General features: G+C 51.6%; 21 protein-coding genes and 2 pseudogenes. 8 read left to right on the top strand and 15 right to left on the bottom strand.

Translation table 11 applies throughout. The annotated features are described in order from the left end of the window. Positions 1-3 precede the first annotated feature (3 nt). Together ACLW56_RS19295 and ACLW56_RS19300 are read left to right on the top strand one after the other, a co-directional pair. Positions 4-1,353: a fimbrial protein gene (locus ACLW56_RS19295; protein WP_330985335.1), complete on the top strand. Its 1,350-nt coding sequence runs from the start codon at positions 4-6 to the stop codon at positions 1,351-1,353. Then, a complete protein-coding gene (locus ACLW56_RS19300) occupies positions 1,353-2,084 on the top strand; it encodes a molecular chaperone (protein ID WP_330985336.1) in 732 nt (243 codons plus the stop codon). Before ACLW56_RS19295 ends, ACLW56_RS19300 begins: the two co-directional genes overlap by 1 nt. Before the next feature lie 637 nt (positions 2,085-2,721). Here ACLW56_RS19300 and mak read toward each other — a convergent pair. Continuing rightward, the gene (gene mak, locus ACLW56_RS19305; protein ID WP_330985337.1) at positions 2,722-3,627 is read right to left on the bottom strand and encodes a fructokinase; all 906 of its coding nucleotides are present in this window, start codon (positions 3,625-3,627) and stop codon (positions 2,722-2,724) included. Positions 3,628-3,720: 93 nt separating this feature from the next. Between mak and rdgC the strand changes: the two genes are divergently transcribed. Next, entirely contained in the window at positions 3,721-4,632 is a 912-nt protein-coding gene (gene rdgC / locus ACLW56_RS19310; protein ID WP_330985366.1) for a recombination-associated protein RdgC, read from the top strand. A gap of 195 nt (positions 4,633-4,827) precedes the next feature. On the opposite strand, the gene ppnP is transcribed toward rdgC, so the two are convergent. From ppnP to aroL, 4 genes are all read right to left on the bottom strand, one after another. Then, entirely contained in the window at positions 4,828-5,112 is a 285-nt protein-coding gene (ppnP, locus tag ACLW56_RS19315) for a pyrimidine/purine nucleoside phosphorylase (RefSeq protein WP_330985338.1), read from the bottom strand. Between the two features lie 80 nt (positions 5,113-5,192). Then, positions 5,193-5,870 (bottom strand): AroM family protein, encoded by a 678-nt coding sequence (locus ACLW56_RS19320; RefSeq protein ID WP_330985339.1) that lies wholly within the window; start codon positions 5,868-5,870, stop codon positions 5,193-5,195. Between the two features lie 254 nt (positions 5,871-6,124). Next, on the bottom strand, positions 6,125-6,337 hold the full coding sequence (locus ACLW56_RS19325; RefSeq protein WP_330985367.1) for a YaiA family protein: 213 nt from the start codon (positions 6,335-6,337) through the stop codon (positions 6,125-6,127). Positions 6,338-6,354: 17 nt separating this feature from the next. After that, on the bottom strand, positions 6,355-6,912 hold the full coding sequence (aroL, locus tag ACLW56_RS19330; RefSeq protein ID WP_330985340.1) for a shikimate kinase AroL: 558 nt from the start codon (positions 6,910-6,912) through the stop codon (positions 6,355-6,357). A gap of 339 nt (positions 6,913-7,251) precedes the next feature. Here aroL and ACLW56_RS19335 point away from each other — a divergent pair. Next, positions 7,252-7,389: pseudogene (locus tag ACLW56_RS19335) on the top strand (DUF2076 family protein); the annotation flags it as partial. Between the two features lie 29 nt (positions 7,390-7,418). On the opposite strand, the gene ACLW56_RS19340 reads toward ACLW56_RS19335, so the two are convergent. Further along, complete coding sequence (locus ACLW56_RS19340) at positions 7,419-7,877, bottom strand: YaiI/YqxD family protein (RefSeq protein WP_330985341.1); 459 nt, start codon at positions 7,875-7,877, stop codon at positions 7,419-7,421. 113 nt (positions 7,878-7,990) lie between these two features. Here ACLW56_RS19340 and proC point away from each other — a divergent pair, with 113 nt between their 5' ends. After that, positions 7,991-8,800, top strand: a complete 810-nt coding sequence (gene proC, locus ACLW56_RS19345; protein WP_330985342.1) for a pyrroline-5-carboxylate reductase — start codon at positions 7,991-7,993, stop codon at positions 8,798-8,800. Between the two features lie 51 nt (positions 8,801-8,851). On the opposite strand, the gene psiF is transcribed toward proC, so the two are convergent. The 3 genes and pseudogenes from psiF to ACLW56_RS19360 all read right to left on the bottom strand — a co-directional run. Next, positions 8,852-9,172, bottom strand: coding sequence for a phosphate starvation-inducible protein PsiF (gene psiF / locus ACLW56_RS19350; protein ID WP_330985343.1), 321 nt, complete (start codon positions 9,170-9,172; stop codon positions 8,852-8,854). A gap of 166 nt (positions 9,173-9,338) precedes the next feature. After that, positions 9,339-9,599 (bottom strand): anti-adapter protein IraP, encoded by a 261-nt coding sequence (gene iraP, locus ACLW56_RS19355; RefSeq protein ID WP_330985344.1) that lies wholly within the window; start codon positions 9,597-9,599, stop codon positions 9,339-9,341. A 195-nt stretch (positions 9,600-9,794) separates the two neighbouring features. After that, positions 9,795-10,092 (bottom strand): annotated as a pseudogene (locus ACLW56_RS19360) (hypothetical protein); the annotation flags it as partial. A gap of 165 nt (positions 10,093-10,257) precedes the next feature. Between ACLW56_RS19360 and ddlA the strand changes: the two are divergent. Then, positions 10,258-11,358, top strand: coding sequence for a D-alanine--D-alanine ligase (gene ddlA / locus ACLW56_RS19365; protein WP_330985345.1), 1,101 nt, complete (start codon positions 10,258-10,260; stop codon positions 11,356-11,358). A 34-nt stretch (positions 11,359-11,392) separates the two neighbouring features. On the opposite strand, the gene ACLW56_RS19370 is transcribed toward ddlA, so the two are convergent. Then, complete coding sequence (locus tag ACLW56_RS19370; protein ID WP_330985346.1) at positions 11,393-11,617, bottom strand: DUF2754 domain-containing protein; 225 nt, start codon at positions 11,615-11,617, stop codon at positions 11,393-11,395. Between the two features lie 277 nt (positions 11,618-11,894). On the opposite strand from ACLW56_RS19370, the gene ACLW56_RS19375 reads away from it, so the two are divergent. Further along, positions 11,895-12,197, top strand: a complete 303-nt coding sequence (locus ACLW56_RS19375; RefSeq protein WP_330985347.1) for a DUF2755 family protein — start codon at positions 11,895-11,897, stop codon at positions 12,195-12,197. Here ACLW56_RS19375 and ACLW56_RS19380 read toward each other — a convergent pair. The 3 genes from ACLW56_RS19380 to ACLW56_RS19390 form a co-directional block, all read right to left on the bottom strand. Beyond that, positions 12,188-13,291 carry a DUF1615 domain-containing protein gene (locus tag ACLW56_RS19380; RefSeq protein ID WP_330985348.1) on the bottom strand — a complete coding sequence of 368 codons (1,104 nt, stop codon included), beginning with the start codon at positions 13,289-13,291 and terminating at the stop codon, positions 12,188-12,190. The two genes, ACLW56_RS19375 and ACLW56_RS19380, sit on opposite strands and share 10 nt — an antisense overlap. Positions 13,292-13,305: 14 nt before the next feature. Then, the gene (gene sbmA / locus ACLW56_RS19385) at positions 13,306-14,526 is read right to left on the bottom strand and encodes a peptide antibiotic transporter SbmA (RefSeq protein ID WP_330985349.1); all 1,221 of its coding nucleotides are present in this window, start codon (positions 14,524-14,526) and stop codon (positions 13,306-13,308) included. 126 nt (positions 14,527-14,652) lie between these two features. Beyond that, entirely contained in the window at positions 14,653-15,186 is a 534-nt protein-coding gene (locus tag ACLW56_RS19390) for an isochorismatase family protein (RefSeq protein ID WP_330985350.1), read from the bottom strand. 203 nt (positions 15,187-15,389) lie between these two features. Between ACLW56_RS19390 and ampH the strand changes: the two genes are divergently transcribed. Next, positions 15,390-16,547 (top strand): D-alanyl-D-alanine-carboxypeptidase/endopeptidase AmpH, encoded by a 1,158-nt coding sequence (gene ampH / locus ACLW56_RS19395; RefSeq protein WP_330985351.1) that lies wholly within the window; start codon positions 15,390-15,392, stop codon positions 16,545-16,547. 2 nt (positions 16,548-16,549) lie between these two features. Here ampH and ACLW56_RS19400 read toward each other — a convergent pair whose 3' ends face one another. Together ACLW56_RS19400 and ACLW56_RS19405 are read right to left on the bottom strand one after the other, a co-directional pair. Beyond that, a complete protein-coding gene (locus tag ACLW56_RS19400; protein WP_330985352.1) occupies positions 16,550-17,167 on the bottom strand; it encodes a helix-turn-helix domain-containing protein in 618 nt (205 codons plus the stop codon). A 77-nt stretch (positions 17,168-17,244) separates the two neighbouring features. After that, complete coding sequence (locus tag ACLW56_RS19405; RefSeq protein WP_330985353.1) at positions 17,245-20,061, bottom strand: autotransporter outer membrane beta-barrel domain-containing protein; 2,817 nt, start codon at positions 20,059-20,061, stop codon at positions 17,245-17,247. Positions 20,062-20,169 lie beyond the last annotated feature (108 nt).

Raw genomic sequence — 20,169 nt, forward strand, 5'->3', positions numbered from 1 at the left:
CTCATGAAAAAATACCTACACGCAGCATCCCTCCTCGTGATCGGTTCCGTACTATCGGCACCGACATGGGCGACTTGTTACCGAATCACGACCACGACGACCTCCACGACATCGTCCTACTACACCGAGCCGGGTAAAGGCACCGCGGCGAGCTGGTCGGGCGCGTCTGATGGAGGAGGGTCGATCGGCACCCTCCCCACCGTGGTCAATCTCAATAACAGCACCTTCCAGCCGGATGGTACGCTGTTAGCGACAGGAATTGTCCCTCTTGTGGGGGCGGAGACTTATAACGCAGAACAGATCCTGTTTCGCTGCCAGGCAAGTGATGCGGGCAGCCTCTATGAATACTACGCAACGAACGGGGATTCAACTTACGCCGGGATGACGGAGGTCGGCACCGCCGCAGGCCTACCGCAAAGCTACCAGACCTATGTCCCAGGAATGGCGCTACGCGCAACCAACATGTCGACAGGGCAGTATTACAGCCGCTATTGGCAGGCCCGGCAGTTGACAGGTCTTGATACTGATTCACAGGGCTGGCTGCTGGTTAAGGCCAAAAACTTCAGCACCACCAAAGTGGAGCTTTTCCGTCTTAGCAACAGTGTCGGTGGCTGGGGGGCAACCGCCACAGGAATTTATCCGCTGTCCCAGCCGGCAACGTACATTGCCTTTCAGGGCGGCGGTTTTTCTTCTGGATTGAGCGTCGGCGCGGACTCAGCGACCAAATACGATGGCTTCTACAGCGCCTGGCCTGGTGCCGTCAACCTCTATAACCGTCTCTATATCCGTCGCTCGGCAGCATGTATGGTCAATAATGTCACGCCGTTAGTCGTTTTCCCGATAGCAACCGTCGCTCAGATGCGAGGAGGAGCAACGCTCCAAAAACCGATCAGCATCTCCTTCAGTTGCCAGACGGGGAGCCCGGCGAATACAGGGCTAACCGCGTTGACCAGTGGCGTAGCAGCCAACCAGACAGCGATGGGCATTCTGGTCAATGCGGCGAATGCGGCCAAAGCAACCTCGCTGGGATTTGGTACGTCGGGTTCCGGAGTCACCTATCTGCTTTCAGATAACTATGGTGTGGATCCTTCCGTTGCCACCGGGGTGGGCATTCAAATCAGCAGAACCAACGGAACACCGCTTAATTTACTGAGTTCGCTCAGCGGTACAGTGCTAGGGGGCAACCTGGCGGGCTGGTATCCGGTGCTGGATGATGCGGTTAGCGGTGGCGTGGTCAGTGGCGTTACGACCTATACCAAAACGCTGAACGCGACGCTAAAAGCGCTGCCGGGGCAAACAGTGACCGCGGGGACGGTGAGCGCATCCGCACAGATTATTATTCAGGTGCAATAATGAGAAAAGTCAGCGTACTGGTAGCCACTTTGCTCCTGCTGAGTCTGAGGGCATCGGCAGGTGTCATGGTCGAATCCTCCCGGGTCATTTTTTCTGCAGGCGATCGAGAACGTTCGTTAATGTTATCCAATAATAACGATTACCCGGTGATTGTTCAGGCCTGGGTCGATAACGGCGCACCTGATGGCACGCCTGAAAACGCAGCAGATGTCCCGGTAATCCCCCTGCCGGGAATTTTTCGGCTTGAACCGGGGGAAAAAAAATACCTCCGGTTGCTGGCAACGCAGGTAAAACAGCCTCTGGATCGTGAATCACTGTACTGGCTGAATATTTACGAAATTCCGCCAACAGATGCTCACCTGCCGGCAAATGTCTCAGCAGTAAAGGTGGCGATACGTCTGCAACTAAAAATGTTCTGGCGCCCCACGAACCTCACTCCGTCGGTGGATGACGTGGTGAAAAAACTGCAATTCACCCTGCTCAGACAACCCGGCACACTGCAACTGAAGGTGACCAATCCTACGCCGTATTATGCAACCTTCAATGCCGCTGATATCAAGAATAACGCGGCGTCGCATACGCTGGCGATTGACATGCTTGCCCCCTTTAGCAGTAAAACACTGCCGTTAGATACCCACAGAGAAGAGCAACCGAAAAGCATTCATTATGCACTGATCAATGATGACGGAAATAGTGTCGAAAATGAAGTTTCCTTTAAGGCCGGAAAATGAAGAGAAGCGATTCATATTTCACAAAAAAAAATGTATTAAAGATTAATTAACTATCATGACATAGATAAAACTTGTCATATATTAAATGGTGAAATTCATGATCTGCGTTCTGATTAAAGATGACGATGTATTCTATCGTCATAGATTTGAGATGTTTTTAGGTTCTTTATTATCAGAGAAATATAGTGAAACAGTGTTATTTCTTTATGCGTTCAATACCAAGAACATCATCTGCGCCGATATTATCATTCTGGACTTGTGTGCCGGGGAGGTCTTCTCCTGTTTCCCTGAATTAAAAATGAGACACCAGGCGCTACTGATTGGCCTGATGGAACAGAAAATTGAAACCCCAGCGATGCTCCCGAAATGTCTGAGTAATATAGTCATTATAGCGCGTAACGAACCGTTGAGTTCGAGCTATGATAAGATTCTCAGCGTGGTGAAAAGAAAACTTACCACCTGCGAGCCCCTGTTCAGCGCGGATTGTACTACATGTAAGTGTAAGCACTTATCTCAGCAACAGATATATATAATGCAGAGTTTGTATAATGGAACGCCCCCTTCTCAGATGGCCAGGCGATGATGAATCGCCTGCTCTGAGCGCAGAACGAAGCAATCGTGACAAAGAATGATTTTGCTACAACGGCCACAACCACGCCGCGCCACGCACGCCGCTTGAATCACCGTGAACCGCTTTGCGAATGGGCGTTTCACATTCACCGCCAAACACAAAATTCGTCACCAGGCCGGGAACCGTTTTGTACAACCGTTCGACGTTGCTCATGCCGCCGCCGAGCACGACAACGTCCGGATCCAGAATATTCACCACGTGTGCCAGTGATTTTGCCAGACGCAGTTCATAGCGACTTAACGCCAGTTCCGCCACCGCGTCCTGTTCTTCAACCAAGCGCATGATCTCATTGCCTTTCAGCGGCTTGCCGCTAAGACGATGGTAATCTGTCGCAAAGCCCGTGCCAGAGATAAAGGTTTCAATACAGCCTTGTTTTCCGCAATAGCACGGCACTTCTTCGCGATAGCACAGCTCGTCTTCGTCCATCCACGGTAAAGGGTTATGCCCCCACTCACCCGCCGTGCCGTTACCGCCAATGTGCGCCCGGCCACCGAGGGCCACACCAGCACCACAGCCGGTGCCGATAATGACGGCAAAAACGGTTTGCGCCCCGGCCGCTGCACCATCAATGGCTTCAGAAACGGCCAGACAGTTAGCATCATTCGCCAGCCGAACTTCTCGATTGAGGCGTTTGCTTAAATCTTTATCAAAAGGCTGACCGTTGAGCCAGGTGGAGTTGGCGTTTTTCACCACGCCGGTATAAGGCGAAATGGAGCCTGGAATGCCCATGCCGACCGTGCCCGTTTGCCCCGTTTCCTTCTCAGCCATCGCGACCAGCGTGGCAATGGTTTCTATCGTTTGCTGATAATCGTCGCGCGGTGTCGGCAGACGATGACGGAACAGCTGCTCACCTCGATCGCTAAGCGCGATGACCTCTGTTTTTGTGCCACCCAGATCGATTCCTATACGCACCGTAGCCTCTCCCCTTCCTGATTAACAATGCAAGCATAGCGACAATTCGCTATCATGCGTCCTGGATTTAACGACAAAGCCGTGGAAATTATCATGCTGTGGTTCAAAAATTTAATGGTTTACCGTCTTAGCCGCGACATTTCTTTGCGTGCCGATGAGATGGAAAAACAGTTAGCCGCGCTGGCGTTTACCCCCTGCGGCAGTCAGGATATGGCGAAAACCGGTTGGGTGTCGCCTATGGGCTCGCACAGTGACGCGTTCACGCACGAAGCGAACGGCCAGATTCTGGTCTGCGCCCGCAAGGAAGAAAAAATTATCCCTGCACCGGTTATCAAACAGGCGCTGGAAGCGAAAATTCTGAAACTGGAAGCCGATCAGGGTCGTAAGCTTAAAAAGACCGAAAAAGATTCCCTGAAAGATGAAGTGCTGCACTCGCTTCTGCCGCGTGCTTTCAGCCGTTTCAGCCAGACAATGCTGTGGATTGACACCGTAAACGAGCTGATCATGGTGGATTGCGCCAGTGCGAAGAAAGGCGAAGACACGCTCGCACTGCTGCGTAAAACGCTCGGCTCGCTGCCGGTGGTTCCGATGGCGCTGGAAAATCCTATCGAGCTGACGCTGACCGAGTGGGTTCGCTCCGGCACTGTCGCACAAGGCTTCCAGTTGCTGGATGAAGCCGAGCTGAAAGCCATTCTGGAAGACGGTGGCGTTATCCGTGCCAAGAAGCAGGAACTGGTTAGCGACGAAATCGCCGTGCATATTGAAGCGGGCAAAGTGGTCACTAAACTGGCTCTGGACTGGCAGCAGCGCATTCAGTTTATGGTTTGCGAAGATGCGTCCATTAAGCGCCTGAAGTTCTGCGACGAACTGCGCGATCAGAACGAAGATATCGAACGGGAAAATTACGATCAGCGCTTTGACGCTGACTTTATCCTGATGACCGGGGAGCTGGCAGCCTTGATTGCCCAACTGGTTGAAGGCCTGGGCGGCGAAGCCCAGCGCTGAGTAAAAAGCCTTCCGTCAGGAAGGCTTGAGAGTGATGACAAACCTCTAACGAATGAGATTTGCCATAAGTGACCGAAAAAAAAACAAGGAAAATCAATTCATTGATTTTCGGCTGATAACCACAAAGAAGGAAAAACCACGTTTTTTCCTTCTTTGTCAGCAATCTGAAAGCCTTCCGTCAGGAAGGCTTTTTACTTACAGGTAGCGGCAGAGGTAAGAGGTTGGCTCTGCAACCTGAAGATGAAATTCACTGTGGCCTGGCACGTTGAAGACCTGCCCGGCAGTGTAGGATTTCCATTCTGTTTCGCCCGCCAGTAAGACGTTCAGCGCGCCGCTGACAACCGTCATTTCTTCCGGCTGCGCCGTGCCAAAGGTATACTCCCCTTCAGCCATAACGCCCACGCTGGCGCGGCCAGTGCTGCTGCTGGTAAACCCGATGGACTTCACTTTCCCGTCAAAGTATTCATTGCTTTGAAGCATAACTGGCCCTTATTGGTTTCGTTGTTGTATACCAACCCAATATAGGGGGCGTGACAGCAAGCTGTCACGCAAAAAATCCGTCAGACCAACAGTTCTGCCGCCAGGCGAGCCACCAGCACATTCGACAACAACACGGGCACATCCAGCGCTTTTTGTAATACGTCGCGGTGATGTTGATGGAAACCCAGACAGTCGAGCATTAACACATCGGCACCCTCGCTCATCAGCGTTTTCCCGGCGGAGATTAAGTCCTCATCGCTGCCGTGAACAGGATTTGCCAACGCGTAGAGCGGGGAATTTTGCAACACTTGCCATTTGACCCGCTGGTTTTTCATCAGCTCAGGGATCGGCACAATCACCCCGACCTGATGGCCGTCGACAATGGAATTCACTAAGGGCGGGATAATACGTTGCGGTTCGATAAGCATCGCTTTACGGGCCACCAGGCCGCTGATCGGCGCCGTGCTCATCAGCAGGATAACGTCATAATCCTGATTATCGAGCACCTCAACGAGCGCCTGTAGGTTGTGTTCAACCTTCTGACGGGAGATTTCCACCATGCGATTGTCGTTGAGAAGGGCAATAAGAACATCTTCTCCTGGCCCCACCGCATACGCGTCCATGACGGCTTCGCAAGTCATTTTTCCCAACAAACTGACGTGGGTTATCTGATCTTCCCTGATGTGCTCTGTTAATAGCGGCAACACCTCACGCAACGGAACGACGCCGATGGTAAGAATCGCTAAAGTCGCACTCATGTTATTTACCTTTTATTACGACAACCACTGCTTCGACACAGGCTTACGACTCGATGACAGCCCCCCTGATGGCTAACAATTCAACCGTTCAGAAGCGTAGCAGCTACGCTCCGGCGCAGTTTGTAAAGATTCCAGAAGACTCCGACACACTCCAGTAATATCTTGAGGTTAACGTTTTATTAACAATGAGTTTAGCTAAAAAGTGTGACTTACGCCCACTCAAGGCAGGCGTTGCGCAACAGGAAGGATTTGATTCAGGACTTGCCGGGGTCTTCATAACGGCGTTTGGCATCGAGGGCTTCAGCCTCAGTCGGATGCTCACTGATCAGCGAATCAGGTTTGAGGTGATCGGCACACAGTTCATACCAGGTAACACTGGTGCCCGGCTCGCCTTTTTCTACGGCAACAATCCGGGCTTGTCCTGGATACGGGGGATTAGAGGCATAGCTCTTCCTCTTTTGAGTCAGAGCCTTAAGTATAGGCGTTAGCCCGCCGTTGCCGAATTTGCCTGAATACAGGCCGCTGATGGCGCGTTGATCGCGGACAGAATTTGCGCAACGACGTCGTCAGGATCGCACGCGGCATCGACAACGTGATGTGCGGTTTCCCGATACAGCGCATCGCGTTGGGCTAAAATTTCCCTGACCTCTTCGCTGATCGGTTTTCCGGTTAACGTGGGGCGTTGGGATTCTTCCGGAAACGCTTCAAGGCGACCAGCAAGGACTGCCACAGGCGCTTTCAGGTAGATAACGATGCCGTTTTTACGCAGAAATTCGCGGTTCACGGGAGCCAGAATAATGCCGCCACCTGTTGCAATAACCGACTGAGGCACGGTGACCGATTGCAACGTTTGTGTTTCACGACTGCGAAAGGCGGGCCAGCCCTCTTTTGCCACGATATCGGCAATGCTTCTGCCTTCACGTTGCTGAAGGATCTGATCGGTATCGAGGAAATCAAATTGACAGGCCTGCGCCAGCTTTTGTCCGACTGTGGTTTTTCCGCAGCCACGGGCGCCGATAAGAAAAATAGGCTCTGTTGTCACCTGGAAATCCCCCTGGTACTGCAGCAATGCAGGCTGTGCGTGTGAGCGAGAAAGAATACCATCAAACTAGTACGCAAGTAAGTGTAAATTAATAATTACAACCCTGATAATCCGTCAATCTCTTTGCCGGGAATAAAGGGGTCTGCAAATCATGAGGGTGTAAAGAAATAGTGTCACCGAGTGTTGCGGCAACCTTACATGAAAGCATGGCCTTTTGACAACCCTGGGCAGGTGCAAAAGGTAACACATCTATGCACAGCTTTACCTGGCGTATATTTACAGTATGAATGTTTCAGACAAACTATGCCGTACAGCATTCGTATGACCGAGGACTCACCCATGCAATCTGAAGAACAACGCCTTATCGATGGCCTTTTCTCTCGTCTGAAACAAGCCGAGGAGCAAAGTTCGCCGCGCGATGCTAACGCCGGGAGCGTGATTGCGCAACATATCCAGGCGCAACCGACAGCGCCTTACAATGATTTCGGCGGCGGCGACAGCTGGGTTTAGTTCTGCCCGCGCTGTACTGCCAGCAACCACTTATCGAGTTCCGCAGCAAATTGCTGTCTGTCGCGCTGTGATAAACTGTCGGGGCCACCGGTCTGAATGCCGCTGGCCCGCAGCGTATCCATAAAATCACGCATGGTTAGCCTTTCACGAATGGTCGCTTCACTGTAGCGCTCGCCGCGAGGGTTGAGCGCTGCGCCGCCTTTGGCTAACACTTCTGCCGCCAGAGGAATGTCGGCGGTGATGACCAGATCGCCCGGCTGGCACTGGCGAACAATTTCGTTATCCGCCACGTCAAAGCCAGCAGGCACACGCAATGCGCGAATAAAGCGCGACGGCGGCACGCGCAGGTTCTGGTTGGCGACGAGCGTCACCTGTGTTTGTGTTCTGTCTGCTGCGCGAAACAGGATTTCTTTAATCACGTTCGGACACGCATCGGCATCCACCCAAATCGACATATTCACTCCTGTAATAAATAACTGCGCTATTGTCGCCTGCTTTCCCCTGTCGGCATAGCCACAAGATGATAAGCTAATACGCATTATCAAAAAAACGCTGAGGGAGAGACAGAATGGATAAGAAAATCGGATTCATCGGCTGCGGTAATATGGGTAAGGCCATTCTTGGTGGGCTTATCGCCAGTGGGCAAGTGCAGCCTGGCCAAATTTGGGTTTATACGCCCTCGCCGGACAAAGTCGCCGCCCTGCAAGAAAAGTATGGCATTAACGCGGCACAGAGCGCGCAGGAAGTGGCGCAAATCGCCGATATCGTCTTCGGTGCGGTGAAACCCGCCATCATGACCAAAGTGCTGAGCGAAGTGGCCTCCAGCTTCAATAAAGAGACGCTGGTGGTGTCGATTGCTGCTGGCGTGACGCTCGACCAGCTCGCCCGTGCGCTGGGACATGACCGTAAAATCGTTCGCGCGATGCCAAACACCCCATCGCTGGTGAATGCCGGAATGACCTCCGTGACGCCAAATGCGCTGGTCACCAGTGAAGATACGGCCGATGTACTGACCATTTTCCGCAGCTTTGGCGAAGCCGAAGTGATTGCTGAACCGATGATCCACCCGGTAGTGGGCGTCAGCGGTTCCGCACCTGCTTATGTCTTTATGTTTATTGAAGCGATGGCGGATGCTGCGGTACTGGGCGGAATGCCACGTGCGCAGGCGTATAAATTCGCGGCACAAGCGGTGATGGGTTCAGCCAGGATGGTGCTGGAAACCGGGATTCATCCGGGCGAGCTGAAAGATATGGTGTGTTCACCGGGGGGCACGACTATTGAAGCCGTTCGCGTGCTGGAAGAAAAAGGGTTCCGCTCTGCCGTGATTGAAGCCATGGTCAGTTGCATGGAAAAATCAGAGAAGCTCAGCAAAGCCTGATAACAACGGGTGAGCCGCGAGACGGTTCACCCGTTTTATTAGCGCGTGGTGTTACCCCGTTTTTTTCAGGCAGGCGCTCATGAATTTCTTACGATCGTCACCTTTCAGCGATTGCTGAGTCGCCGTGGCATTACACTCACCCATTTTTTGCTGCTGTGGGGTCATGCTTTTCTCTGCAGGCTTTGAGCTGCTGTTTTTCAGGCAGTCACTCATATAGGTTTTTCTTGCATCCCCCTTCAGCGTTTGAGCCGTTGCCTGTTGGTTACAGGTCGTCATTCGCTGCTGTTGCGGGGTCATTGTTTTTTCCGCTGCTTCCACCGTTGTGAGAAACACCAGGCCGAACAGTAAAGCCATCAGTAATGTTATTTTCATTGCACCATCCTTCTGTGAGAGTCTCTCAGTAAGTCTGGTCGTTTAAACGAGAAAAACCACTTAACGGGTAAAAAAAGAGTGATACCACGTGTCTGGACGGGAAGGTATTAATACTTTATCAGCGACGATAAAACAGCAATCGTCGCGCCTGAATTCGGCACTCGCCTTAACTACGCGGATGCCGTAATAGCTTTTTTATATATTGATTTAATAATTCCGCATCGCGATCGGGCACCTGAGATTCCGGTTTGGCTTCGTCTAATGCAGATTCAATATCGGTAATCAGAGCTTGTTGTTCCGGCTGCCGCATATGACGTAATAGCGCCGTGACCACAATCTCCAGGGCTTCAACCTGAACCACTAACTCCTTTGATTCTTCTTCCTTTTCCGCAAGCTTAACCAACAGTTCTGCAATCAGATTTTTCATGACGAGACTTCCTTATGAGAATGCCTGAGACGGTAGCACTGATGATCCCTAACGCCTAGTCGGTATAAGAATTATTTTATAAATTCCAATTTATGCAAATTGAATTGGTAGCGAAACGTTTCTCTCGCCGGATTATTACCCAAAATTTGAAGGGGTGGATATTTCATACTCTCCCTTGAGAATTAGCTGGCTAAATTAGGCTTGCTGTTGGCGACGGCGGAGCATTATGGCTAACTGCACTAAATTAATCAGCACGACGATGGCCGTGGCGACAAATACCCAGCGGAAACCGGCCATCGCGGAGATGGAAGCCCCAATCAGCGGCCCGGCGACATTACCAGGCGAGAACAGGACCGACAGACCCCTTACACAGCTGAATAACCATCGTGGTGAAAAACAAACTGATAACCAGGTCCGGATAGGTGAGCGAAGCAAATGCGGCCTTTCCGCTAAGGCGGCCGGCCTTGCTAATCTGCGGACGCACGCCTTCTTTACTCCTTTATGTGACCAATATCACGAAGAGTCCCCTCTTCCGCAGAGGGTTATGCTCACTCTCTTTCGACAGCCTAAAACCCCAACCGGGCATCCAGGATTTTGCACAAGCGGCGGGTCGGCGTGCTATGGTATTGGCTTTGTGTGTTTTCGGATGGGTACAGAAATGGCTAAGTTGCGGGTTGGGATCGTTTTTGGTGGGAAGTCTGCTGAGCATGAAGTCTCTTTACAGTCAGCCAAAAACATTGTTGAAGCGATGGATAAAACACGTTTCGATGTGGTGCTGCTGGGAATTGATAAGCAAGGGCAATGGCACGTTAACGATGCCACTCACTATTTGCTCAATCCTCAGGATCCGGCCCGAATCGCCCTTCGCCCGTCAGAGATAACGCTGGCGCAAATCCCGGGTAAAACCTCGCAGCAGTTGATCAACGCCGAAGACGGTGGACCGCTGGCCGACATTGATGTGATTTTCCCCATTGTGCACGGCACGCTTGGGGAAGACGGTTCTCTTCAGGGCATGCTGCGAATGGCTAATCTGCCTTTCGTCGGTTCAGACGTGCTGAGCTCTGCGGCCTGTATGGACAAAGACGTGACTAAACGTTTGCTGCGCGACGCAGGTCTGGCTGTTGCCCCGTTCATCACGCTCACGCGTTCAAACCGCAACACCCACTCTTTTGCGCAAGTGAAGGAAAAACTCGGCTTACCGCTGTTCGTTAAACCGGCCAACCAGGGCTCATCGGTTGGCGTCAGTAAAGTCAAAACAGCAGAAGAGTATGAGCGCGCCGTTGCGCTGGCGTTCGAGTTTGACCATAAAGTTGTGGTCGAAACCGGGATCGTGGGGAGAGAAATTGAATGTGCAGTGTTGGGCAACGACGAACCACAGGCCAGTACCTGTGGCGAAATTGTGCTTAACAGCGAGTTTTATGCCTACGACACCAAATATATCGATGACAATGGCGCGAAAGTGGTGGTTCCAGCGGCTATCGATCCTGCCATTAACGACAAGATTCGCCAGGTTGCCGTTGAAGCGTATCAAGCGCTGGGATGCAGTGGAATGGCGCGCGTGGATGTTTTCCTGACAACAGAAAATGAAGTGGTGATCAACGAAATCAATACGCTGCCGGGCTTCACCAATATCAGTATGTACCCGAAACTCTGGCAGGCGAGCGGTCTGGATTACACCAGCCTTATCACTCGCCTGATTGAACTTGCGATGGAGCGCCATCAAACGAATCTGGCGCTGAAAACCTCGATGAACGGGTAGCTGTTATGGGCCGGGCATCTATAGGGATGTCCGGTCAGGCTTCAGAACTTTTTTCTTCTTCGATATCGACCGGACGACGGCGTATCACCAGCCCCGCCAGCCAGAAGCTTATCACCCAGGTCACCAGACCGACCGCATAGGTCTGCCACCCTTTCGCTTCAAAACCTAACAGCCCGACCACGCCGTTAAGAATAAAAATCAGGCCGATGGCAAAGGCATAGTAATGCCAGTCGCGGCGAATTTTATCAGGCAGTTTCATAACAACTCCGCAAGTGAAAACCCTATCCTCGCACATTCCTGTGACAGCGTCTGCGTGACGCTTAGCAAATTCTTAACATGCACTGATTTCACTTAAGGAGAGACTTTGTGACGCAGAGCGTAAAAGCCAACTTTAGGAGTCTTCCCTGAGTGAAATTACCACGAATCTGATATTGACAACGGCGATCCCCTGTCAAACTTACCCACGTAATTCTGGCGCAGGCCAGCTTATAACAAGGTCTGACAGAATTGGCGCTAAGCAGTCTCAGGAGGTTCTCATGGCTGATTTCACATTCTCAAAACCCATTATTGCCGGGAAAGGAAGAGCCCCCTCCACGAAGGGGAATATCGCTTATGCGCTGTTCGTTCTGCTCTGCTTCTGGGCCGGTGCACAGGTGCTAAACCTGGTGGTGCATGCGCCAGGCGTTTTCGAGCATCTGATGCAAATTCAGGATAGCGGTCGCCCACGCGTTGAAATGGGGATTGCCGTCGGCACCTTGTTTGGCCTGGTCCCCTTCCTTGCTGGCTGCGCAATATTGGGCGTTTTGGCCCTGGTGTTACGCTGGCGACACTACTTCTGACCTGGCGCCATACACTTCGCCCGGCGCTCATCCACGCGTTTTGCAAACCAGGCGGTGGTCAAATTGCGGGTAATTTTCGGGCTTTCCAGTTGGATTCCAGGCAACATCTCTCGCACTAGCGGTTTACCGGTTTTCGCTTCTGCCAGTTTATAAACGCCTTTGTAGAGCGTCGTGCTTTCAAAATCCTGACTGTCCCCTTTCTGTAACTGACGATGGATGTCACTGTCGCTCATCGAGAGCTTGCTTGCCAGTTTACGAACGGCCAGTTCTGTTTTCCCCGCTTCGTCGCTGCCGTAACGAATCAGATCGCCATCCAGGGCCAGTTTTACCCCGCTCGCTTTGCTAACGGCATTCTGGAAGGCAGCATTTCGGCTGGCGTACCAACCAGCATTAAAGTCAGCAAATCGATACAGAGGAGCCGTGTAGCTGGCCGGATAGTTCAGCAGATGATAGGTTCCAAACCACAGCCCGCCTCGCAGGGTGAACACTTCCTGACGGACAGTGCCTTCCATTTTCCACGGGTATCCGCGCTCATGTGCCTGAGCAAAAGCAATGCTGACCTGCATTGGGCCACCGGTATGAACAGGGTTTAACGAGCCGAACAACGTTTGTCCCATTGGTACCATATCGATAAAGTCATCGAAAATCGCGCTTAGCTGCTTCTCGGTCTGGACGGTATCCAGCCGCTCGCTGTAGGTTTTGCCATTGGGTGATTTGATTTTCAGCGCCGTGTGGACCAGAAAAACGGGCACGTGCATGTTCTGGGCTCGTCTGTCTATCTCCTGCCAGGCAATTTTGCTCAGCCCTGGAACCGCTGGATCGGCCTGATAATTGGATTCCTGCTGCGCGACAGCCAGCACCGAGCAGACATTTTCTTCTGTCGGGGCCAGTTTTTGACTTTCAAAGGCTTTCGCGATGCTTTGCGCCCAGGCCTCTCTGTCCTTCACGCTGGCGGGCATTTTTTGCTTCACCACCGTGGCGACATCCACGGGTTTTTCACCGGGTTTTAGCTCCGCTTGCTGGCTAGTACAGCCCGCCAGGATGACACCAGCGAGCAGCGTCAAAGAGGGTGAGATCTTGCGAATAGTCGCCATCGTACTTCCCTGTGTTAGCTAAAAGTTTGCGTCACTTCCTGTTCCGGAAGGTTATCCAGTTCGCGCTCGAAGCTGCGCAGACGCTTGTAGATGGACATCAGTTCGACCAGCGTCGTCCAGGAATTTATCAAATATTGGAATGAATTGCTCACCTGCCCGAAAGCGCCGAGGATTTGGTTCATGATCCCCAAAGTGATGGCTCCTGCCGCAATGGACGGAAACAACAGGAAGAGCCCGAACACCGTATCAGCCTGCAGGTACAAAATACGGGCAATGTTGAAATACATGTAGTGAAAATACAGACGGAAGTAGTTGCGACGCACGGCACTGAACAACTCACGCACCGTCGGTGGCGCGGCCCGATTTGGATCGTCTTCGCCATACACCAGTTCTTTACGGTAGGCTGCTTCCACTCGCTGATTTTTAAAGTTAAGACCTGGCAGTTTGATCCCTACAACCGCCAGCATCCCTGTGCCCATAAGCGACCAGACTATCGCGGCAATCACCAGACCATAAGGAATATGACCAATGATCGGCAACGCCTGGATTTTGGGGGATACCGCAATAAGAACCGGCAAAAACGCAATCAGCGTCATCACGGAATTGATCAGACTGACGCCCATGTTCTCAAGGGTGGAGGAAAAACGCATGGTGTCTTCCTGCACACGCTGGGCGGCACCTTCGATATGACGCAGGCGCTGCCAGTTATCCATATAATATTCGTTCATGGCCGCACGCCACCGGAAAACATAGTGGCTGACGAAGAAGAGATTCAGCACCCCAACCACCACCGCAATCAGCGCAATCGTCAGAAAAATACTGGTTTCAGAATAGAGCTGAGCAATGGACACGCTGCCAGGTTTGCTCAGGGCGCTCTGAATTAGATCCCAGAAAGGCACATACCAGGCGTTGATCGCAACGCTGACTTCCACACTAAACCAAGTGACGAAAATAATCAGCGAGGTGCCCAGAATTGACCAGTACTGCCAGCGATGCGGGGAGTACACAAACCAGAACGCGGCAAAGAGAGCCACGCAAAACAGATAGTAGACATAAAAGGCAAAGAAGTTCAGCGACCAGAAGCGGGCGGCGCTTACAGGAACCGTGGCGGAAGCTCCAATGGCGTGTTGTAGCCAGGCATTCCCCCCCACCTGCCAGAAGATCACCGCGATCAGTGCCCAAAGGGCAGCCGAGAGGAAAAAAGGCCCCGGCTTTGGGAAAAAAGACTTAAACATAACTGCTCTCCTGCTGAATTCTTATCGTTTTGAGGTTGCTGTGTACCACAAAAAAAATGTGCGGCATTCACCGCGACAAAAGGTGGTGCTGTACCTGGACTTACCCTCTGACCTACGGGAAAACGCTTAGTTCGTTTGCCATTGCGCAACAATTGTTTCGACGGGTTTCACACTCACCGGATTACCCGGTACAGTTAATGTGCGCCAGACTTCGTTGTAATGCGCAATCAGCGTTTCGGCCTGGGCCGCCGGGCGGTTAGCGGTGGTATGAGCATCCTCTGCAACCGTAATGCCGTAGCCCTTACTTGCGCCAATTTTCAGCGTGGTGTCCACGCAGTAATCTGTCGCACAGCCGCAAATGACAAATTTACTGATACTCTTCTCAGCCAGAACTCGCTCAAGCTGGGTTTGATAGAACGCATCACAGGCCGTTTTGGTGACATAAAGCGCATCGGCTGGCTGCTCAAGTTCTGACAACAAAGCGAAGCCCTCACTCCCCTCCTCCAGCCCACCGTCTTCACTGTGCTGAATGAAGATGACACTGTCGGCTGCGCCAATTAAACGGTTGATTTTTGCGACACATTCCTGCCGTTGGCGGCGAGGTGTCGCGAAGACACCATTTTGCATATCAATCACCATGACAACACGTTTCTCTGACATCATTTGCTCCGTAACTGACTGTGAAGGTTGAGAGTATCATACGCGCGAGTTCACAAAAGCGCGTAAAGGCGTGCAGAAAAATCGTCCTGTTTACCCGTCGTTACGTTTTTCTTACGCAAAACGGGACTCAAGGCGCTTTGCAAGCGGCCGTATTATCGTTTTAATAAGCATTAACCTTCCCTTTCACTTCACGGATGCCTTCCTTGAAACGTAGTCTGCTTTTTATTGCAGCGCTGTGTGCTGCTTCGCTGCCAGTGGCTCAGGCCGCTCAAACTTCTCCGGATCCGGTTTTTGCCTCAGATATCGTTGACCGTTACGCCAACCACATTTACTACGGCAGTGGTGCGACGGGCATGGCTCTTGTTGTCATTGATGGCAATCAACGCGTCTTTCGCAGCTTCGGCGAAACCCGCCCTGGCAGCAACGTGCATCCGCAACTGGATTCGGTGATTCGTATTGCATCCTTAAGCAAGCTGATGACCAGCGAGATGCTGGTGAAAATGCTCGATCAGGGTGTCGTTCAACTCAACGATCCGCTGAGCAAGTATGCGCCGCCGGGTGCCAAAGTCCCTACGTATCAGGGTACGCCGATTACGCTGGTGAACCTTGCCACACATACCAGCAGCCTGCCGCGTGAGCAGCCAGGCGGTGCGGCACACCGTCCGGTGTTTGTCTGGCCGACCTATAATCAGCGCTGGAGCTGGCTCAGCACCGCCACGCTGAAAACCACACCAGGATCACAGGCCGCGTATTCAAATCTGGCGTTTGATTTATTGGCCGATGCGTTGAGTAAAGCGGCAGGTAAACCTTACCCTCAGCTGTTTGAAGAGCAGATAACCCGCCCGTTAGGCATGAAAGACACCACCTTTACGCCGTCACCCGATCAGTGTCAGCGTCTGATGGTCGCGGAAAAAGGTGCCAGCCCTTGCGATAATACGCTGGCAGCCATTGGCAGCGGTGGCGTCTATTCCACCCCGGGCGACATGATGCGCTGGATGCAACAGTTCCTTTCCTCTGATTTTTATACGCGCAATCAGCAGGCCGACAGAATGCAAACGTTGATTTATCAACGTAGTCAGTTAACCAAAGTCATTGGTATGGATGTGCCTGGAAAGGCAGACGCACTGGGTCTGGGATGGGTTTATATGGCACCGAAAAATGGTCACCCCGGCATTATTCAAAAAACCGGTGGGGGTGGCGGGTTCATTACCTATATGGCGATGATCCCGCAGCATAACATCGGCGCATTTGTCGTGGTGACTCGCTCTCCTCTCACGCGTTTCGTCAACATGAGTGATGGGATCAACGGGCTGGTGACGGAACTTAGCGGTAACAAACCACTGGTGATTCCTGAGTCCTGATTTTAATACTCCAGGGGCAAACGGTGTACGGTGATGAGTTTGCCCTTATCCATTTCGATGTATTTTCCTGCCCGTAATGCCGCCAATACCTCAGCAATAACAGAACGCGAAATGTGCGTGCGCTGTTGGATATAATTCATTACGCCAATTTTGGCTCGTAGCGCTGGGTCCCAGCGCGACATATGTTGCAGCGTGGCTCTGATCTGGCTGTATGAGCTCTTACCGATCAAGTGCACATCTCGTTGTTCCAGTACCCGATACAGCCAACTCACCCACTCGAAGGCTTCACGCCATAGCTGGTGTTTATCCAATAAAGCCTGGCATTCCGCCATATCCAACTGATAAACCTCGCAGGGCGTTAGCGCGGTTATCTGATAAATCTCATGACCCGTCAGGTGCACACCGGGCAAATCAATGATGGTGGGAGCGGGAGAAATAGAAACCAGAAGTTCTTCCTGAGTACGATCAATTTTAATGATCCCCTGACGAACGATCGTCACCTTAGGTGATTCCGTGTTCAGGATGAGTTTCTCAGAAACTGAAAGTGTAATTGGAGCTGCGATAGGTGAAAAAACCTTATCAAGAACAGCAAATGCGGACAAGGGTTTTACGGCAAACATACGACGTCACTTCCTGTGTCAGTTCCTTACTTAAAAAAAAGCAGGGAACGTATTCCCTGCTTTTATTCAGTGGGCTATTACCAGGTGTATTTCACACCTACGTTAGCGCCCCAGTTCTGGTCGACGTCGCCGCCCCCCAGATAGCTGGCATCAGTGTATGCGCTGAACTTCTTAGTGAAGTTGAACTCTGCACCGGCACCTACGCGAACTGCGGAACCTTTAACACCGTTATCGATGTTATCGCCGTTCACGTGAGCATCGTTACCCGCGTCATCATAGACGTAAGCGAGTTTGAAGTACGGGGTCAGCGCCTGATCTTCGCTGTAAGTGAAGGTATAACCTGTGTCCATACCCAACTCATAACGCATGCTGTCGTAAGACTGGCTGTCTACACGCATTTCATTGCTGAGACGGTAGTCATCACCAGACTGGAACAGGCCAGAAATTGCCGCGTAAGGGGTGACGTAACCCGCTACGTTGTATTTCCAGTCATAACCCAGTTTCAGGTTGAAGCCCCAGGCGTCGTTAGTGGTGTCGCCATCAACATACTGACCGTTGCTCATGGTTGCTGAGAGGTCATTGCTGAAGCGGCTGTAGCTCAGGTTACCGTCGAGGAAGACATCGTTCGCCCAACGAGCAGAGGTGTAGACGTAGGCAGACTGGCTATCTTGATCAACCTGACCAGAACGGTCGCTGATATCACCTTTCGCAAAGCCTGCTGCCCCGCCGACGATCCACTTCGCGTAGTTACCGTCAATCTGAGTATCCAGACCGACCATGATGCCGCTAACGTCTTGATCATAATGGATCACGCCGTTATCGCCATCAAAGTTACCACCGAAGTAGTTCACCCACACACCGCCGTCGTCGACCAGACCGTGACGTGCGTTGGTCAGACGGTTAGCCAGCGTATCCTGTTGCAGGTTCCAGATATTGGTGTTTGCAGAAGGAATGCTCAGCGCCATGTTGGCATAGTCGGTCAGCTCACGCTGTTCCAGCACAACGGTGTCACCCACTTGCTTAGCCTGATAGGTGTAAGCACCCAGGTCAGCTTTGTTTGCTGCTGAGAAGGTGGCAACAGTATCCGCCTGATTGTTGTAAATACGGATAATTTCGTTGTTGTTGTAATCAGCAACAGAACCCGCACCGGTCGCATTATCAATGCGAACTTTGTAGTTACCCGCAACATCACCGTTCACGGCCAGGTGACCATCGGAGTTAGCTGCAACAACACCATAACCGTAGTTAGATTGAGACTCATCGTTGGTGTGGCCGTTGGTCATATCACCGTTCAGCACATAATCACGGCTGGCGATATTGAAAGTACCGCCATTGGTGAGTTTCAGATCTGCGGTATCCACCTGGCCCAAGCCCAGGTTCAGCTGTGCATTGCCGTCTACGTTGATAGTATTGGCATACAGCTCACCCAGTTCTTCGGTCAGGGTCAGGGTTGAGCCACTGTTCAGGCTCACGCTGTCTGCCGCCACATAACCCTGGTCACCGATGTTCATGTCGGATGCGTTGTTCAGGGTGATGCTGTCAGAAATCAGCGTTGAATTTTCAACGTTAACCTGAGAACCGTTGTTCACCGTCAGGGTATCGATCAGCGAAGATTTACGCGTATCCCACTCTGAACCATGATCCAGGGTCACGTTAAACAGACCGCTCTGGTAAACTTCGTTGCCGACAACATGGCCCGCTTCGTTATAGGCGGTATCGGTATTATCAACACCGTAAGTTGAGCTCGGCCACAGGCTGTTGGCTTCAATGTCATACAGCGTTGCTGTTGCATCAGTGCCTGCTGCGTAGCCATCGAGAACGCCATCACCATCACTATCAACCTGATGGACAGACATTGCAGCACCGACCCACTTGCTACCGTTGTCCAGTGTCAGATCCAGACGATCGGTACCATCCCAACCATTGGTGTCTGGGTTGGAATCAGTATCGCGATAGGAATCCGCACCGTTAGGGAAGAAGTTTTGATCGAAGTTGCTGGAGAACAGCACGTCACCAGTCAGCGTAGAGTTGCTGAAGGTTGCCGTGGTCTGCATCGCGTTATCTGCGGATGGATTCGCAATAACAGCCAATGCGACATCTTCCATACCGGCATTTACGTCATTCGCATAGTCGCTGGCATTGTCAGTACGACCAAACCAGCCGCTGGTGCCTTCGTCACTCCAGGAGCCAGACGTCACAACAGAATCTTTCACCACGATGGTGTTATTAAAGACTTCAGAACTGTCGACACCCGTGCTGACGGTTTTATCGTCAGTATCTGGCCATTGATAACCCTGAGTCAGCGTAATTCCCGCAACGTGTGAATTATTCTGGATGGTCAGGTCAACTTCCTGATCCAGCGTGATAGCGGTGCCGAGATTATAAACATCGACAACATGAGTATCCGCAGTTTTATCGCTGTTGGTACCGTTGTAAGTATAATGTTCGTAATTATCGTCAATGGTTGAGTTATCGACATCTAAAGTCAGACGATCGTAGATATACCCGGTGGTATCACGGTTAGTACACTCTTCCGTCATACATTGGGAGGTAATCATACCGTGAATCGTACTATTTTTGATACTCAGCGAGTTAGTGTTGGTATTGGTAGACAACCCGTCATCGAGGTAATAAGTGGAGATAACGCCGTTAACGGTGGCGTTATTAATAACAGGATAAATATCGCCGTTATAAGCACTGTCCGTGCCGTAGTTGTTCCAACCTGCATAACCCTGATAGTAAACGCCATCTGCATAGGTTGCATCGTTGTAATGAACAAAGGTTTCATAGGTGTTGTTAGAGACATCCGTGCCTGCATTTGCCTGAGAAGCGATTGCTAATGCGCAGGCTACGGCCAATTGTGATACGACTAGTTTATTTTTCCACGAGTGCATTCGTCATCCCTCCTCAGGGACGTAATTATGTTGATCCATCAAGGCAAAATTAATTTGCCACGGAATTATGCGTGTCCGCTGTACATTAGTTCAATTAATCTCTTTTAA

Source organism: Pantoea sp. sgz302252 (genome assembly GCF_047713085.1).
In the GTDB taxonomy this organism is placed as follows: Bacteria; Pseudomonadota; Gammaproteobacteria; order Enterobacterales; family Enterobacteriaceae; genus Scandinavium.

Bases quoted from the DNA above. Each gene is read 5' to 3' on its own strand.
- ACLW56_RS19375 (WP_330985347.1), top strand. From the start codon at position 11,895: ATGGCTGATTTCACATTCTCAAAACCCATTATTGCCGGGAAAGGAAGA.
- ACLW56_RS19390 (WP_330985350.1), bottom strand. From the start codon at position 15,186: ATGTCAGAGAAACGTGTTGTCATGGTGATTGATATGCAAAATGGTGTC.
- iraP (WP_330985344.1), bottom strand. From the start codon at position 9,599: ATGAAAAATCTGATTGCAGAACTGTTGGTTAAGCTTGCGGAAAAGGAA.
- ACLW56_RS19380 (WP_330985348.1), bottom strand. From the start codon at position 13,291: ATGGCGACTATTCGCAAGATCTCACCCTCTTTGACGCTGCTCGCTGGT.
- ACLW56_RS19340 (WP_330985341.1), bottom strand. From the start codon at position 7,877: ATGTCGATTTGGGTGGATGCCGATGCGTGTCCGAACGTGATTAAAGAA.
- ACLW56_RS19295 (WP_330985335.1), top strand. From the start codon at position 4: ATGAAAAAATACCTACACGCAGCATCCCTCCTCGTGATCGGTTCCGTA.
- ACLW56_RS19405 (WP_330985353.1), bottom strand. From the start codon at position 20,061: ATGCACTCGTGGAAAAATAAACTAGTCGTATCACAATTGGCCGTAGCC.
- ACLW56_RS19300 (WP_330985336.1), top strand. From the start codon at position 1,353: ATGAGAAAAGTCAGCGTACTGGTAGCCACTTTGCTCCTGCTGAGTCTG.
- psiF (WP_330985343.1), bottom strand. From the start codon at position 9,172: ATGAAAATAACATTACTGATGGCTTTACTGTTCGGCCTGGTGTTTCTC.
- ACLW56_RS19370 (WP_330985346.1), bottom strand. From the start codon at position 11,617: ATGAAACTGCCTGATAAAATTCGCCGCGACTGGCATTACTATGCCTTT.
- ppnP (WP_330985338.1), bottom strand. From the start codon at position 5,112: ATGCTTCAAAGCAATGAATACTTTGACGGGAAAGTGAAGTCCATCGGG.
- ACLW56_RS19320 (WP_330985339.1), bottom strand. From the start codon at position 5,870: ATGAGTGCGACTTTAGCGATTCTTACCATCGGCGTCGTTCCGTTGCGT.
- ddlA (WP_330985345.1), top strand. From the start codon at position 10,258: ATGGCTAAGTTGCGGGTTGGGATCGTTTTTGGTGGGAAGTCTGCTGAG.
- ACLW56_RS19400 (WP_330985352.1), bottom strand. From the start codon at position 17,167: ATGTTTGCCGTAAAACCCTTGTCCGCATTTGCTGTTCTTGATAAGGTT.
- rdgC (WP_330985366.1), top strand. From the start codon at position 3,721: ATGCTGTGGTTCAAAAATTTAATGGTTTACCGTCTTAGCCGCGACATT.
- proC (WP_330985342.1), top strand. From the start codon at position 7,991: ATGGATAAGAAAATCGGATTCATCGGCTGCGGTAATATGGGTAAGGCC.
- sbmA (WP_330985349.1), bottom strand. From the start codon at position 14,526: ATGTTTAAGTCTTTTTTCCCAAAGCCGGGGCCTTTTTTCCTCTCGGCT.